Genomic DNA, 14,655 nt, shown 5'->3' on the forward strand with positions numbered 1-14,655 from the left:
ACCAATTTCAGGTAAGATTCCGAAGAGCGCAGTGTGCGCGTTGGAGAGAGCATGAAAACGAGCGGTATTTGCTGGATGGCAGTTGCAGTGGCAGGTTTGATGGTGGGCGCAAGCATCCCCGCAATGGCAGCAGGCAAGGTCTGTGATGCCCGCGCCTACGGTGCCAAGGCGGATGGGGTAACGAAAGATACCCAGGCTATCCAGAACGCGATTGACGACTGCGCGAAGGCCGGAGGCGGCACAGTGAAGCTCTCCGGAGGAACATTCCTCTCCGCTCCCATTGTGCTCAAGAACAACATCACCCTAGACATTGCCAAAGGAGCAACGCTGCTGGGCTCTCCCGATCATGCCGATTATCCCGCGAAGACCGAGTTTCGTGGTCCTGGCTATCAGGCCCTTGTCGGTGCGACCAATGCTCAGAACATCGCCATCACAGGCGGAGGAGTCATCGACGGCAACGGCGCAAGCTGGTGGGCGCTGGCGCGGACGCAAAAGAACGCCGGTGTGCTTGGCAGTGAAAATTCGCGGCCAAGAGGCGTTGTCTTCGACCACTGCAAACATGTCCGTATCGAAGGTGTCACCGTTCAGAACTCGCCTTACTGGCAGATTGTTCCGTACTACAGCGACGATGTGGTTATCCGCAACGTCCGCGTCCTCGCTCCGCAGCACTCGCCGAACACCGACGCTATTGATCCCTTCAGCTCCAGCAACGTCGTCATCGACCATGTCTATGCCGATGTAGGGGACGACAACGTGGCCATCAAGAGCGGCATGATCAATTCGCCCGGTCCGGACGCGCCGAGCAAGAACATCACCATCACTGATTGCGAGTTCATGCATGGCCATGGACTGTCTATCGGCAGCGAGATCGCAGGCGGCGCACAGAACATTCATGCTGAACGAATCCACTTCAATGGCACCGATCAGGGCATTCGTATCAAGGCGAATCGCGACCGCGGCAACGATGTCAGCAACATCTCCTTCAAGGACATCACGATGGAGAATGTGAAGACCTCGATTCTCATCAGCGAGTACTATCCGAAAGCGCTTCCTCAGGGCGAGGTTGCCGCAGAGCCGGTCCAGCGGCTGACACCGCACTTCCACAACATCACCATCGAGAACGTGAAGTCGGTCAACAGCGCGTGGGCAGGCGTGATCATCGGCTTGCCTGAGGCTCCGGTAAAAGACCTTGTCATGAAGAACGTCGATATTCAGGCCACAAAAGGAATGGCGATTGCCTATGCCGACGTTACCGGAAGCAATGTCAAAGTGACAGCGACGGAAGGGGAGGGAATTACCGTCGCTCCCACAGCCAAGGCGACCTTCAAATAATAATCAGCAAAGTTCAACGGGAAAGAGCGCGGCTTGAACCTCAGCCGCGCTCTTTCCTGTAATGCGAAGCACCTTCATGCGGCTGGTCGCGCCGGAGAGGATGGCGATCCGCGCCTGTTGAATTCGCAGCAGATCTGCGACGAACTCGATCAGCGCTTCGTTGGCACGTCCATCGACGGGTGGCGTCGTCAGCGAGATCTTTACTGCGCCGGCATGGATGCCGGCGATATCATTTTTCTTTGCCCCCGGACGTACGCGCACCGGCAGCGTGCAGCCGTCCGCGACATCGTGAGCGAGAGTAAAAACGTCTTCGATCATGCTGGATACTCCCGCTTGCCGAAGAGCGCGGTGCCAACGCGGACGCAGGTGCTGCCTTCCTCAATTGCGACGACAAAATCGTTCGACATGCCCATCGAGAGCTGTGTCAGTGCGGGATGTGCCTTCTGCGATTCATCGCGGAGCCTTCGCAACTCTTTGAAGTAGGGCCGCGCAGTTTCGGCGTCCAGCGACCATGGTGGAACAGTCATCAGGCCGACAGCTTCGATTGATTTGAGTTCGTCAATTGCTGCCAGCAGTGCGGGAAGTTCGTCCGGGCCCAGGCCGTGCTTCGATTCTTCGTGGCTCAGCTTTACCTCGATCAGCACCGGCAACTTCTTCTTCAATGCGTCTGCGGCGGCGTTCAACCGTTGCGAAATCTTTAACGAGTCCACCGCATCGATTGCGTCAAACAGTTCGGCCGCTTTATTTGTTTTGTTCGATTGCAGCGGACCGATCAGGTGAAAACTGGCGTCGGTTAGTGCGTCGAGGTGCTGCGACTTCTCTTGAAATTCTTGCACGCGATTTTCGCCGAAGAGGCGCTGACCTGCCGCATAGGCCTCCAGAATGACTTCGACTGGATGAACCTTGCTGACGGCCATCAGAGCGACTTCGCTCTCGGAACGATTGCTTTGGCGGCAGGCCTGGGCGATCTGTTCGTGCAGGTGGGCGAGATTGTCGGCGATGGACATGGTTCTGTCTTATCTGCCGTGCTCTTCCAGATACTTCTCGACCTCGAGCGCGGCCATGCAGCCTGATCCGGCTGCTGTGATGGCTTGCCGGTAGCGACGGTCCTGGATGTCGCCGCAGGCGAAGACTCCGGGGATGATTTCGCCGTTCAACGTGGGGAAGACGTTGCTCTGCGTCAGGATGTAGCCGTCCTCGTCGAGATCGAGCATTCCCTTGAAGGCTGACGCATTTGGCGTGTGGCCGATACCGAGGAACATGGCGGAGACAGAAAGGATGGACTCTTCGCCGGAGGTACGGTTCTTCAAGCGCAGGCCTTTTACGTCCTTCTCTTCCACGCCGAGCACTTCTTCTACCGTCGTGTTCGAGAGGAACCTGATGCTGGGGTGAGCGATGGCGCGGTCTAGCATGATCTTCGAGGCGCGGAAGTTCTCGCTGCGGTTGATCAGCGTGACCTTCGAGGCGAAGCGGGTCAGAAAGAGCGCTTCTTCCATGGCCGAGTCGCCGCCGCCGATGACGGCGATCTCCTTGCCGGAGAAGAAGAAGCCGTCGCAGGTGGCGCAGGAGCTGACGCCGTGGCCGATCAGGGCCTGTTCGGACGGAAGGTTCAGCCAGCGGGCGCTGGCGCCGGAGGCGATGATGAGTGTGCGGGCGTGAATGATCTCGTTGCCGAGGTTCAACTCGAAGGGGTGCTTGCTGAGATCGACCGAGGCCAGATGGGCCATGCGCAGCTCTGCGCCGAAGCGGACTGCCTGCTTCTTCATGTTCTCGATCAGTTCGGGACCTTGAATGCCGTCGGGCCAGCCGGGAAAGTTTTCGACCAGCGTGGTGATGGACAATTGGCCGCCGGGCTCGTGGCCTTCGAGGACCAGGGGCTTGAGGTTGGAGCGGGCAGCGTAGATGGCAGCGGTCAGTCCGGAGCAGCCGGACCCAAGGATGACGGTGTCGCGAGTATTGTTTTCTGGCATATGAACTCTCTTAGTGTAAATGCGCGGTTTAGGAAAAGGATTCAACGCGCATTTAGTGACACAATTGAGGCTATGGCAAATCTTACGTTGGTCTACGGAATGAGGCTGCTGCCTGCAGATGAGATCGCGGCAGTGGGCGACGCACCCGTCACGCTGAACAATGGCAACGAAGCGCATGTAACGATGCATGTTCTGGAAGGAAGCAGGGAACAGATTGAAGCTCAGCTTCGCCTGAGCATCGATGCTTTTTTTGATTTCTACCCCGAGATCTAACACCTTTTGAGGGGCACCCCCCGGGGGTACCTGTGGCGTAAGTCTATATTTTCTAATGGTTTGCCAAATTATTGCCCTGCAAAATATTCATTCTTGATGAGTTATAGGCAAAATATTGTTTCTAAATGAGTTAGGCCCAGCTTTGGCTGGGCCTTTTGCTTATTTCCTATGTAGTTTCAAGTTTAGCGAATTGGGTGGAACTGTTTTGCAGTTTTCGGAGATTTATTTTTGGGGTGGAAGTTGTTTTTTTTGTGCAGCTTATTTGGATCGAACTTGAGCTTGGGGGCTTGACACGCATTTCGCCGGGATTTTGAGGCTGGGGCTTCCTGGGAGAAGGCAATAGGCCGGTCGTTACGCCCTTTGGGCTTCACTCCGGCCTTCGGCAGAGTGGAGGCCGCTTCGCGGCGGTTGTTTAGACGCGAGGCTGAAGCCTCGCTGTACCTAACGGCAGGAGCAACGGCAACAGCAAAAGCAGGAGCAACGGCAACAGCAAAAGCAGGAGCAACGGCAACGGCAAGGACAAAGGCGGGACAACTACAAAGGCAATTCCAAGGACGACTGCGAATGCTCGGGGGAAAGTAAGGAGAGGCGCGGGGAAAGAGCTTGTATTGAAATAGGGCAGGACCGTCACGTTACCAGTCTTCTGCCGAAGAAGAGCAGAGGACGGTGTGGCGAGATGTTCGGGACTCTGTGGATATTTCGATGGCTGTGCGCTTTGCCAGCGGTGACGTTGCTGATGACGGCCGTTGCCGCTTATTCGCAGGCCCCAGTCTCAGCCGGTTCCGGGGCTGTGGCCGTGGCGCAGAACGTGGAAGATGTTTTGCACGCGATGTCGGATCGAGCGGACGTCATCTTTGTTGGGCAGGTGGTTGCGATACGCCCCCATGATGGCGATGGCATGGGCGCGGGGTTTGTCGAGGTCGATTTTCAGGTCGATCAGGCGATTCGCGGCTGCGCCGTCGGCGCGTATGCGATGCGGGAGTGGGCGGGGCTGTGGTCTGGTAATGCCCAGCGCTATCAGGTTGGGCAGCGGTTGCTAATGATGTTGCATGCGCCCGGGGCGAGCGGTTTGAGTTCGCCTGTCGGCGGGTTGGATGGAGCGATTCCCATTTGGGGGGTGGCCGATGCTTCGTCGCTTGTTGCGGCTGAGGCGAATCCGCCCGTGCCTATGGCCGATCTTCGCTGGCTTGGCGCGAAGGTGCTGCATCCGGTGTCTTATGTTTTGCAGGCGGCGCTGTCTCCAGCGCCTTTGATCCTGGGGCAGCAGGTGGTCTCGTCGGGCAATCCGATTGTGAACCCGATTGTCTCCGCAGACAATACCTCAAGCCGTGCTTCGACTCCCGTGCAGCAGGCGACGGTCGATACCGTGGTCAAGCTGCTGACCTCGTGGAAAAAGGCAGCGGATGATGGCCGTTGAGGTTGCTGTGTGGCTGCGAAGAACATCCGCATTGGCTATGTGTTGGCTCCTCGCTGGCGCAATAGCCTTTGCTGGAGGACCGCGATGGGTGACGGGGCCGCCGTACTTCAGCACGTCTGCCGTTCCGGTGGCCTGGTATACGAATCAACTACTTTATTTCACCGATCCGGGTGATCTTAGCTCCTATGTCGATCATGCTGCTGCGGACGCGATTGTGGCGGCCGCCGCGAACGCGTGGAATGTGCCTGTCACCAGCCTGGTGCTGGGTGATGGCGGCTCGCTGGCCGAGCATGTCAGCGGAGCGAATGTCTACCCGGGCTCGGATGGGCTGGTCTTTCCAGCGGACGTGCAGAGCAGCAACTATCAGGCCAAGCAGATCGCGGTGATCTACGACAGCGACGGATCGGTGACGGACATGCTTCTGGGCAGCGGGGCGAGCGATCCTTCGGGCTGCCGCCAGAATGCAGTGACGGAGAGTGTCGATTCTATTGTTCCGGCTGGCTATATCCAACATGCCCTGTTGATCCTGAATGGCCGTTGTACGGGACCAGCGGCGGAACAGCAGTTGCAGATGCAGTACCAGTTGATGCGCGCCTTTGGACGCATCCTTGGGCTTGGCTGGTCGCAGGTGAACGACAACGTATTTACAGGGAGCCCGCAGCCGACAGCGATGGAGGCGCTGAACTGGCCGATCATGCACCCGATCGACATCATCTGCGGGCCATATACCTACCAGTGCCTGCCGCAGCCGTTTACGCTGCGGGCCGACGATCTTTCGGCGCTGACGATGCTGTATCCGATTGCCCAGAACCAGGCGCCTCCGGGCAAGACGGACTCTCTGTACCTGGCGCACGAGATTGAAGGATATGTGTATTTTCCGACGGGGCAGGGGATGCAGGGTGTGAATGTAACCGTGCGCCGCTGGCATCAATTTCTGGCTCTTCCGGAGACATGGCAGACGGCATCGGCGGTTTCGGGAGCGATGTTCAAGGGAGCGGGAGGCAATCCGGTGACGGGCACTCCGGCCACGGCTGCGGGAAGCAGTGGGACTGCGAACCTTGTCTACGAGGGGTTCTATGAGATGGCCCGGATCCCGATGCTCGACGGAAGTTGGGACAGTGACGTTTTAGACACGGAACCGATCAATCCGCTCTATACGGGCCAGTACGCGGTGGGACCCTATGTCGCCAATCAGGTTGAACCCTCGGGGGCGAACTCGGAGTTCGATACGGACATCATGAGGAGTTATCAGCTCGTGGTGCGGCAGAACTTGACCCCGGCGGGCGCGGCCAATAGTTGTAACACCGCAACAGACGGGGTTGAGGCGGCTCCGGCTGCGACTGCGCCGCAGGGCTGGTGGATGGGGACGCTCTGTGCCTATGGGCATACGGCGTGGTCGTCGCTTTCGATCAAGGCTGATCGCAGCTTCACGATTGAGGTGACGGCGCAAGATGAGAGTGGGTTCTCTACGATGGCGAAGGCGATGCCGGTCATCGGCGTGTGGAATGCGACCGACGCACTGAAGACGCTGCCCAGCGTGGCATCGGCCGCTACGGCATTCAATGGCACAGCTTATGGGACGACTTCGTTGACGGTGCAGAGCGCACCGGCGAACCAGTTTCGAATTGCGATTGCGGACCAACGCGGCGATGGGCGGCCGGATTTTGGCTACCAGGCTCGTGTGTTGTATGCGGACAGCATCAGCCCGTCGAGCGTCAGTGCCGAAGGTGGAGCAGTCACGATCACGGGAGCGGGATTTCGCGTGGGGAATGCGGTGACCGTCAATGGTGTAGCTGCTACGGTGACAAGCTGGGCGGCTACTTCGATTGTGGCGACGGTTCCCTCGCTGCGGGCTTTGGGGCACACTACGGCGATTGCCGCAAACGTTACTGTTACCGATCCTTCGACCCGAGGCACCACTATGATGACGGGCGCGTTGAACTATGCTGCGCCTCTGCCCTCGCTCAACCTTGTGACGGCGCCGTCGGGGACGGTGTTTGTTGGGGATACGTCTGCTGTCCCATTTGCGGTAAAGGCATTGGCTGCGGACGGGAGGACTCCCATGGCAAACCAGCTTGTAAGCTTTACCGCGAGCGGCGATGGCAGTGTTCAGTTTGGAGCGTGCGGTGGCTCTGTTTGTAACGTGATGACAGATGCGTCGGGTGTGGCGTCGACGACGGTGACCGCGCTGGCAGCGGGGTCCGTCACTGTGTCGGCAGCGAGTATGGCGGGGACGCAGAATGCTTCGTTTACGATTGCCACTCGGGTGCGGACTCTGGCTCCGATTCAGGGGATGTTGTATGTCGCGGCTGGTGCAACTTTTATCTGGACACCGCAGGTAGAGGCGAGCGATAACTCGGCTTCTACTGTGGGTGTGGTGGTGAACTGGCAGGCTGTTTCCGGAGGGATAATTTTATCTCCGGGACAGTCGCAGGTAAACGGCTTGGGAGTGGCGGAGACGCAGGTGAGTATTGGTCCGCTGACGGCGGGAGAGCAGGCGACGGCTTCGGCCTGCGCCTGGACTACGGTATGCGCGACTATCGCGGCGCAAGGGGTGGATCCGGCTGATTGGCGCATTGAAGTGGTCAGCGGAGCGGGGCAGTCGGTTGGTGCGGCGGATGTGCTGGCGCCAGTGTTGGTGCGAGTGACGGACGCGGTGGGCAACGCGGTGGCGGGAGCTGTGGTTGAGATTCACCAGACTATTGATGCGTGGCAGGGGCCTTGTCCTGATCGTGGACGCTGTCCGGTGCCGCCAGATGAGAGCGCACAGGTTTCGTCGGCTATTTCAGATGCCAATGGCCTTGTAACTGTCCTCCCGTTGCAGGTTGTCGGAATTGCGGAAGTTACGAATCTGGTTGCTGCCACGGGAACGCAAGGGTTCGTTTCGTTATCGTTGCAGAAGCAGCCATGATGAATTGAGAGAGTGGGTGTGACACAATCAGTTTTGCCGGAAGTGGAGCATAACCGCTGCCTTCGGCATCAAACCCTATAGTCAAGAAGAGGAGCCGCAACGATGGTTGATGGAACTTCCGGAGGTGGTGTCGAGCGAAAGCGGGTGGTCATTATCGGCGGAGGGTTTGCGGGGCTGAATGCAGCGCTGAGCCTCGCTAAGCTGCCGCTCGACATTTCGCTGGTCGACCGCAGAAATCACCATACGTTTCAGCCACTCCTCTATCAGGTAGCGCTTGCGGTACTTTCGCCTGCGGACATTGCGCAGCCTATTCGATCCATTCTGAGCAGTTATCCGAATGTCGAAGTGCTGATGGATGAGGCTGTCGCCTTTCATATCGATGAGCAGAGAGTGGAGCTGAAGACAGGTGCGCAGCTTGAGTATGACTATCTGATCGTCGCTACGGGCTCTACGCACTCGTACTTTGGCCATGATGAATGGGCGAAGCTTGCGCCGGGCCTTAAGACGATAGAGGATGCGACGGAGATCCGCCGCCGCGTGTTGCTTGCGTTCGAACTGGCGGAACGGCAGATGCAGGAGACTGGCAGCCATCCTTCGCTGAACTTCGTCATCATTGGCGGCGGACCTACTGGAGTAGAGTTGGCGGGAGCGATCAGCGATATCGCGAAGCTGTATATGTCGAATAACTTTCGCCATATCGATCCTTCGCAAGCACAGGTGCTCATTCTTGAAGGGTCACCGAATATCCTGGGGATGTATCCGGACGATCTGCAGGCGAAGGCACGGGAGCAGCTCAATGCGCTTGGCGTAAAACTTCGTGTCAATGCGCATGTCTCCGATGTGAAGCCCGGTTATGTGATGGTGGGGGATGAGCGCATCAATGCTGTGGTCACGCTTTGGGCGGCGGGTGTGCAGGCTTCGCCGCTAGGGAAGTTACTGGGCTTCCCGACGGATAGAAAAGGGTGTGTGCTGGTGGATGGACATCTCAATCCGCCGGGGCATCCTGAGATATTTATCTGTGGCGATCTCGCCCATGTCGAACAGAACGGCAAGCAGGTTCCCGGCGTTGCGCAGCCCGCTATGCAGATGGGGAAGTACGCTGCGAAACGCATCGCCAGACTGGTGGCGGCGGATTTAGGGAGCGACGGTACAGGTAAGAACGAGCCGTTTCACTACTTCGACAAAGGTGATATGGCGACTATTGGACGCAAGGCCGCCGTGGCCAATATTCAATGGCCGTTCAAAGGGCACTGGAGCGGTTTTCCTGCATGGATGACGTGGCTGCTTGTCCATATCTTCTTCCTGATCGGCTTTCGGAATCGGCTCTCGGTGTTTCGCCAGTGGGCCTGGACCTATATCACCTTCAAAGACAGCGCCCGCCTGATTACTGGTTCGCAGGAGCTGCCGGGGTGGAATGCCTCGGAGACACAACAGCTTCACTCTGACACGGAGCCTCTGGATCTGGGATCGCCTAAGACGTAGTTTCGTGGGGCCGAGAATTCAGATGCTCTGCTGGTGCGGGTTTAAGATCGACGCTCGATGCCCAGTGGCCTGTTCGAAGAGGCGCATGGTTTCGCCTTCTTCGAGTATCTTCACCTTGCTGCTGATCCCCAGTCGTGCGGCTTCTGTCATCAGGCGCTGCGGTGGCTCGTCCATTGGCTCGCGTCCAAGGTTGAATGTGCCGAAGTGCATTGGGACCATCCACTCCGCGCCGGTCTCTACAAAGGCGCGGATGGCTTCTTCGGGACTGGTGTGGACGGTTCGATAGCTGTCGGGGAAGTAAGCCCCGATGGGTAGCAGGGCCACCTCTGGATGTAGGCGTTCTCCGATCTCAGTGAAGCCGGAAAAATAAGCGGTGTCGCCGGAGTGGTAGATGGAGTGCCCGTTGGCTTCGACGACATAGCCGCCGTATCCACGGTGCGTATCGTTGAACATGCGCGCGCCCCAGTGTTTGCAGGGAGTCAGCGTCACGCTTAGACCACGCACTTCAAGCTTTTCCCACCACTTCATCTCGTGTATGTGCGAGAAGCCCAAGCCTGCCACCAAGTCTTTTACTCCCCAGGGGACTATAACGTCGGGAGCTTTCTTGCCCAGCATCTGTGCGCTGCGGATGACGCGGCGCAAAGATGCTATGTTGAGGTGGTCCATGTGGGCGTGGGTCAACAGCACGACATCAATGGCGGGCATCTCATTGATTCGCAGTCCAGGACGGCGCTGCCTTCGGAGCAGAATCAAATGTTTGGCAAAGACGGGATCCACCAATACTGAGCGGCCGCCCAGTTGCAGTAAGAATGACGAGTGGCCAATGAAGGTGATTCCAAGCTCATTAGGTTCGACGATCTCCGCCAGCCGGGTTTCGCCTGCTATCGGTTTCGCGTGACTCTCCTGCACTAACCGCCAGAGCTGCTTCAGTTTCGTTACCACGAAGGGCTGACCTCTCCACCGATTAAACATTTGTCACCTTTTATGTAGATGCATCCAATCGCTGTTGCTTTGCCCATAGCTCTTTGATGGTCCAATGCCGAATTGGCCGCCGAGGTTGAATCAATTCGCATCTATCTCATAAGACGAGCATACCAATCCGAGGGACTCCGCTATTTCAACCGACCGCACTCTCGTCAAGTCTTCCGATCCGCGGCAGCAGTGGATATGGGACTATGTGTCTCGTTCCCCGTTGCGCTCGCTTTGGGACTTGCAGGGAGTCTCTGTTCGCGTCGTGGCGGTGCGTACGTGGCATAACTTCCTTGCTGACAATCTTCTAGGACGGGCCGCCGAACTTGGGTTCTATTTCATCTTTGCGCTATTTCCCACTCTATTCTGCGCCAGCTCTCTGCTAGGTCTTGCCGCCCGTTCCGCTTCGAACATCTACGACAAGCTCCTGCATTATCTGGCTGTCGTCATCCCTCATGCGGCGATGGGCACTGTGCTTGCGACCTTCAACGAAACCACCGCTGCTGCCACCAGCGGCAAGCTGACCTTTGGAATTGTTGCCGCACTTTGGTCGGCCTCGGTTGGATTTTCGGCCATCCAGGACAGCCTCAACACTATCTACAAGGTCACTGAAACCCGCTCTTACTTTCGAGCACGCTTCTCGGCTATTGGGGTCACTATCGTTCTAGCCGCTCTGGTTACAGTTACGCTTGCGTCCATGCTGGCCAGCGACTTTTTTGCCCGCCTTGTGCGCGATCATCTCTATCATCATTTTCTTGGCAGCGTTGCAGTCGTCGTGATCCGATCCCTGGGTTGGATGATTGTTGCAGCCCTCATCACTCTCTTCTTCGCCGTCATTTATTACTGGGCGCCCGATGTGAAAAAGAGCTGCTGGCGATGGCTCACTCCCGGCAGCATCATCGGCATCGCTTTATGGATTTTGGCTTCTATCGGCTTTCGCGTGTATCTGCACTTCTTCGATAATTTCTCTGTAACATACGGCTCTCTTGGTGCCGTCATCATTCTGCTGACGTGGTTTTACATTACCGGGCTTACGCTCCTGCTTGGCGCGGAGATCAATAGCCAGATCGAGATGGCTGCCGCAGAGAAGCGGCTGCTTGCTGCTCGGCCTTCATCGTCTTCGTCGCCCAAGCCTCATACGTCAGGCGATCCTTCTCCGCAGTCCATGTCGCCTCGGGAAGCACCATCAAATTCTCCCGCTTGATTCCAGGAAAGCCCGTTCCCAGTGCGTCCAGCCCACCCTCCCTGTCCTCGCGGATGTAGTTTTTCGCGATGTAGACGTTGTTCGCCTTTGCCCAGGTGCTTACATGTGTAACAGGAACAGTGGCAATATATTTTGCGGTCCAGTTCGAAAAGTGGATTTGCTTTTCAAGCCATTCAACGCCATCGCGGTCTACCCAAGAAGTGCGATGGCTGATGCCGGGATAAAAGACCGTTGTGAACATATCCTTCTCTGTTCCTCGAAGGGCTATGGCTCGCGCACGCGTGTCGGCAAACCAGTCCGGGTCGTGATGGGGGATATCCATGACCGTATCCGCTAATCCATTCATCACATACATCGGGCCACGGTCGGCGTTGAGCGCGTAAAGTATCGCTCCACGGTCTCCCAGCACACGCAGCGATTGGTAAGGCGGCCCCTGGCAGGGAAGCTTATTCGCGTCGAAGTATCCTGGTTCGACTCCGTCGTAGTCGCCGCCTCCGCTCAGAAGTACAGCATGAATTTGCGGATCGATCGCTCCGGTAATCCCTGTGATAAACGAACCCATCGAGTAGCCCACGGTGGCAATTCGCTTTTTGTCGACCTCGGGCCTTTGTGCGAGATAAGCGACGGCCTGCATGACATCCACTTGCATCAGGCCAGCCAGTCGTTGCCCCCAATCGATCCGCGGCAGCCCTGCCGGAGGATCGACCCATCTGTCGTGCGATCCTGCCTGCGACTTTTTGTCGATGTTTCGCTCGCCTTCGCCGATTGGATCGTACGTCACTACCATTGCTCCGGCGCGGGCGAAGAGCATTCCGCTATAAAACGCATACCAACTGAACTTGTCGCCGCCGTGTCCATTGACGACGACGATGCCGGGCAGCTTGCCCTTCCACTTTTCGGGCCGGTAGACGATTGCAGGCACCAACATGCCGTCCGCCGTTTGATAGGTCACGCGCTCGGCGATGACTCCGGGCATGGGAGAAAAGCTGGACCAGGTCTTGGCCTCGAGTTTTGGCAGGACTGCCGGAATATAGAGTTGCTTGCGAATTGTCTGCCGCCATCCCTCGTCTCTCGCGGCCCGTTGCGGCGCCGTCAGCGGCGTTGCGGCTTGAACGCAAGCGGTTCCTGTCAAAACAACGATTGCCAGAGCCAGTCGCAAATGCCTCACTCATTCCCCCAAATCTCTTCTATAAATTGTAGGCGCGATAGAATCGCACAACGACTATGAATCTCTACGCTGCCGTTCTGGGCATTATCGTCCTCACGCTCCTTGCTGTCTCGCTGGGGAGTCTTCGCAATGTCAGGACCAAGGCCGACTATCTTGTCGCTGGACGTTCGCTATCGGCGTTTGTTCTGGTCTTCACGCTTTTGTGCAGTTGGATTGGATCGGGCTCTCTGCTGGGGGGGGCGGAGAATGCTTACCGGCATGGGTTTGCTGCGTTGTGGCAGGCGGGCGGAGGATGGGCCGGTCTGTTGCTCATCTATTTCATCGCGCCGCGTGCCCGCAAGTTTGCCCAGTTCACTATTCCCGATCTGCTTGAGGCCCGTTATAGCCAGACTGCCCGTGTGCTTGGCGTCATTGCCATTCTTTTCACCTACACGGCGGTTACCAGTTATCAGTTTGTCGGTGGCGGCGATATTCTGCATCTCGTCTTTCCCACGTTTATTACTCCTGTTCTTGGCCAATACATACTTGCTGCCTTTGTCATTGTCTTTACCGCGATTGCGGGAATGGCATCGGTAGCTTATATGGACGTGGCTATCGGCCTGCTCGCTACTTTCACGTTGATCGTTGCGCTGCCGGTGCTTATGCATCGTGCCGGTGGCTGGAGCGCTCTTCATGCAGCTCTGCCTGCAACACATTTTCAGGTGCTTGGCGACCTGAGTTTTGCGCAGGCGATGGAACTCTTTCTGCCGACCTGCCTGCTATTGCTCGGCAACCAGTCCATGTATCAGAAGTTTTTCTCGGCGAAGTCGGAAAAAGCGGCGACTCGCGCCGTGGTTGGCTGGATTATTGGCACGGTGATTTTGGAGACGGTGATTGTGGCGATTGCCGTTGTTGGCTCTGCGCTCTTTCCCGCAGGAGAGGTGCATGATCGTCCGAGAGAGATTCTTGCCTATTGCGGACTTCATGGCTTCGCCGGGTCGAGGTTACTCGAGATCCTTGGGGCGCTGCTGGTCGGAGCTATTTTTGCCAAGATTATCTCTACTGCCAATAACTGGCTTTTTTCTCCTGCGACCAACCTTATTAATGATATTTTTCTGCGCTATATCTCGCCTGATTCCTCGAATAAGCGGACGCTGGCCATTAGCCGTTTGATGGTTGTGCTTCTAGGGCTATGGGCGCTCTACCAGTCGCTGCATGTTCAATCGGTGCTGAAGAAATCTCTTTATGCCTATACGATTTACTCGGCGGCGCTGACGCCTGTTATCCTTGCCGCCTTTTTCTGGAAGCGGGCTACTGCGAGCGCAGCCGTGGCCAGCATTGCCGTTGGAACTGTGGTCACTATCTCTTGGGATACCAGCTTTGTCCATGCCCATGTTCCGGCTATTCTCGCGCAGAGGGATGCCATCTTCCCGGCTCTTTTTGCTTCGCTTGTTGCCCTCATCATCATCAGCCTTCTTACTCCGCCACCCAGTTCGGCACAGCTTCAGCCATTTTCCGAGTCATGATCCCGAAAGAAACGAACTAAAAATAGTGCAACCAGATTTTCACACTAACCTTCTGGCCTGTAATGCATCCAACACCCTACATCACCCAGGAGGCGAACCATGGCCATCGCTAAAAAACACAGTAGCTCTGATGACGACCTTCTGAAGGTAGGCCCGGATGCGACTGCTACCTTCGATAACTCTTCCAGTAACCCTACCGAATATGCCAGCAGCGAGAATCTGGATGCTATTGATACCGACGAAGACGAGCTGGACGACGAAGATATCGATGAAGAAGATGAAGAGGAATACGACGAGGAGGATGACGAGGAAGAGGAGGACGAAGATGACGAGGATGATGATGATGAGGAAGAGGAGGACGACCACGACCTCACAACAGGTCCCGAAGCGCCCAGCGTCTATCGCAAACTGTAGATCCTAAGTT

Annotated in this window: 12 protein-coding genes and 1 pseudogene; 8 read left to right on the forward strand and 5 right to left on the reverse strand. The window is 57.0% G+C overall.

From position 1 onward, the window contains the following. The first annotated feature begins 75 nt into the window (after positions 1-75). The gene (locus GSQ81_RS17145) at positions 76-1,332 is read left to right on the forward strand and encodes a glycoside hydrolase family 28 protein (protein ID WP_254060265.1); all 1,257 of its coding nucleotides are present in this window, start codon (positions 76-78) and stop codon (positions 1,330-1,332) included. Positions 1,333-1,335: 3 nt separating this feature from the next. On the opposite strand, the gene GSQ81_RS17150 is transcribed toward GSQ81_RS17145, so the two are convergent. Genes GSQ81_RS17150 through trxB form a run of 3 tightly spaced genes read right to left on the reverse strand, consistent with a single transcriptional unit; the run spans position 1,336 to position 3,302 of the window. Further along, positions 1,336-1,650 carry a DUF167 domain-containing protein gene (locus GSQ81_RS17150; RefSeq protein WP_158911851.1) on the reverse strand — a complete coding sequence of 105 codons (315 nt, stop codon included), beginning with the start codon at positions 1,648-1,650 and terminating at the stop codon, positions 1,336-1,338. Continuing rightward, on the reverse strand, positions 1,647-2,339 hold the full coding sequence (locus GSQ81_RS17155) for a YggS family pyridoxal phosphate-dependent enzyme (RefSeq protein WP_158911852.1): 693 nt from the start codon (positions 2,337-2,339) through the stop codon (positions 1,647-1,649). The genes GSQ81_RS17150 and GSQ81_RS17155 overlap by 4 nt, the downstream gene beginning before the upstream one ends. Positions 2,340-2,348: 9 nt before the next feature. Beyond that, positions 2,349-3,302, reverse strand: coding sequence for a thioredoxin-disulfide reductase (gene trxB, locus GSQ81_RS17160; RefSeq protein ID WP_158911853.1), 954 nt, complete (start codon positions 3,300-3,302; stop codon positions 2,349-2,351). 72 nt (positions 3,303-3,374) lie between these two features. Between trxB and GSQ81_RS17165 the strand changes: the two genes are divergently transcribed. The 4 genes from GSQ81_RS17165 (at position 3,375) to GSQ81_RS17180 (ending at position 9,385) form a co-directional block, all read left to right on the forward strand. Then, positions 3,375-3,575: an allantoinase gene (locus GSQ81_RS17165; protein ID WP_158911854.1), complete on the forward strand. Its 201-nt coding sequence runs from the start codon at positions 3,375-3,377 to the stop codon at positions 3,573-3,575. Between the two features lie 676 nt (positions 3,576-4,251). Beyond that, positions 4,252-4,992: a hypothetical protein gene (locus GSQ81_RS17170; protein ID WP_158911855.1), complete on the forward strand. Its 741-nt coding sequence runs from the start codon at positions 4,252-4,254 to the stop codon at positions 4,990-4,992. A gap of 37 nt (positions 4,993-5,029) precedes the next feature. Beyond that, positions 5,030-7,903, forward strand: coding sequence for an IPT/TIG domain-containing protein (locus GSQ81_RS17175; RefSeq protein ID WP_254060313.1), 2,874 nt, complete (start codon positions 5,030-5,032; stop codon positions 7,901-7,903). A 102-nt stretch (positions 7,904-8,005) separates the two neighbouring features. Further along, a complete protein-coding gene (locus GSQ81_RS17180; protein ID WP_158911857.1) occupies positions 8,006-9,385 on the forward strand; it encodes an NAD(P)/FAD-dependent oxidoreductase in 1,380 nt (459 codons plus the stop codon). Positions 9,386-9,403: 18 nt separating this feature from the next. Here the strand turns inward: GSQ81_RS17180 and GSQ81_RS17185 are convergent, their stop codons facing one another. Beyond that, positions 9,404-10,327: an MBL fold metallo-hydrolase gene (locus GSQ81_RS17185; protein ID WP_254060266.1), complete on the reverse strand. Its 924-nt coding sequence runs from the start codon at positions 10,325-10,327 to the stop codon at positions 9,404-9,406. Positions 10,328-10,562: 235 nt separating this feature from the next. Here GSQ81_RS17185 and GSQ81_RS17190 point away from each other — a divergent pair, with 235 nt between their 5' ends. After that, a complete protein-coding gene (locus GSQ81_RS17190; RefSeq protein ID WP_254060267.1) occupies positions 10,563-11,558 on the forward strand; it encodes a YihY/virulence factor BrkB family protein in 996 nt (331 codons plus the stop codon). A 154-nt stretch (positions 11,559-11,712) separates the two neighbouring features. On the opposite strand, the pseudogene GSQ81_RS20125 reads toward GSQ81_RS17190, so the two are convergent. After that, positions 11,713-12,534, reverse strand: a pseudogene (locus GSQ81_RS20125) (alpha/beta hydrolase family protein); the annotation flags it as partial. A 248-nt stretch (positions 12,535-12,782) separates the two neighbouring features. Here GSQ81_RS20125 and GSQ81_RS17200 point away from each other — a divergent pair. Next, on the forward strand, positions 12,783-14,231 hold the full coding sequence (locus tag GSQ81_RS17200) for a sodium:solute symporter (protein WP_158911860.1): 1,449 nt from the start codon (positions 12,783-12,785) through the stop codon (positions 14,229-14,231). Positions 14,232-14,330: 99 nt separating this feature from the next. Then, positions 14,331-14,645, forward strand: a complete 315-nt coding sequence (locus GSQ81_RS17205) for a hypothetical protein (RefSeq protein WP_158911861.1) — start codon at positions 14,331-14,333, stop codon at positions 14,643-14,645. The last annotated feature ends 10 nt before the right edge of the window (positions 14,646-14,655 follow it).

The organism is Granulicella sp. L56 (assembly GCF_009765835.1).
Classification (GTDB): domain Bacteria; phylum Acidobacteriota; class Terriglobia; order Terriglobales; family Acidobacteriaceae; genus Edaphobacter.

What these genes read in the sequence shown, in the direction of transcription:
- GSQ81_RS17175 (WP_254060313.1), top strand. Translation starts at nt 5,030, where the DNA reads ATGTGTTGGCTCCTCGCTGGCGCAATAGCCTTTGCTGGAGGACCGCGA.
- GSQ81_RS17145 (WP_254060265.1), top strand. Translation starts at nt 76, where the DNA reads ATGGCAGTTGCAGTGGCAGGTTTGATGGTGGGCGCAAGCATCCCCGCA.
- GSQ81_RS17150 (WP_158911851.1), bottom strand. Translation starts at nt 1,650, where the DNA reads ATGATCGAAGACGTTTTTACTCTCGCTCACGATGTCGCGGACGGCTGC.
- GSQ81_RS17155 (WP_158911852.1), bottom strand. Translation starts at nt 2,339, where the DNA reads ATGTCCATCGCCGACAATCTCGCCCACCTGCACGAACAGATCGCCCAG.
- GSQ81_RS17165 (WP_158911854.1), top strand. Translation starts at nt 3,375, where the DNA reads ATGGCAAATCTTACGTTGGTCTACGGAATGAGGCTGCTGCCTGCAGAT.
- GSQ81_RS17180 (WP_158911857.1), top strand. Translation starts at nt 8,006, where the DNA reads ATGGTTGATGGAACTTCCGGAGGTGGTGTCGAGCGAAAGCGGGTGGTC.
- GSQ81_RS17170 (WP_158911855.1), top strand. Translation starts at nt 4,252, where the DNA reads ATGTTCGGGACTCTGTGGATATTTCGATGGCTGTGCGCTTTGCCAGCG.
- GSQ81_RS17205 (WP_158911861.1), top strand. Translation starts at nt 14,331, where the DNA reads ATGGCCATCGCTAAAAAACACAGTAGCTCTGATGACGACCTTCTGAAG.
- GSQ81_RS17200 (WP_158911860.1), top strand. Translation starts at nt 12,783, where the DNA reads ATGAATCTCTACGCTGCCGTTCTGGGCATTATCGTCCTCACGCTCCTT.
- trxB (WP_158911853.1), bottom strand. Translation starts at nt 3,302, where the DNA reads ATGCCAGAAAACAATACTCGCGACACCGTCATCCTTGGGTCCGGCTGC.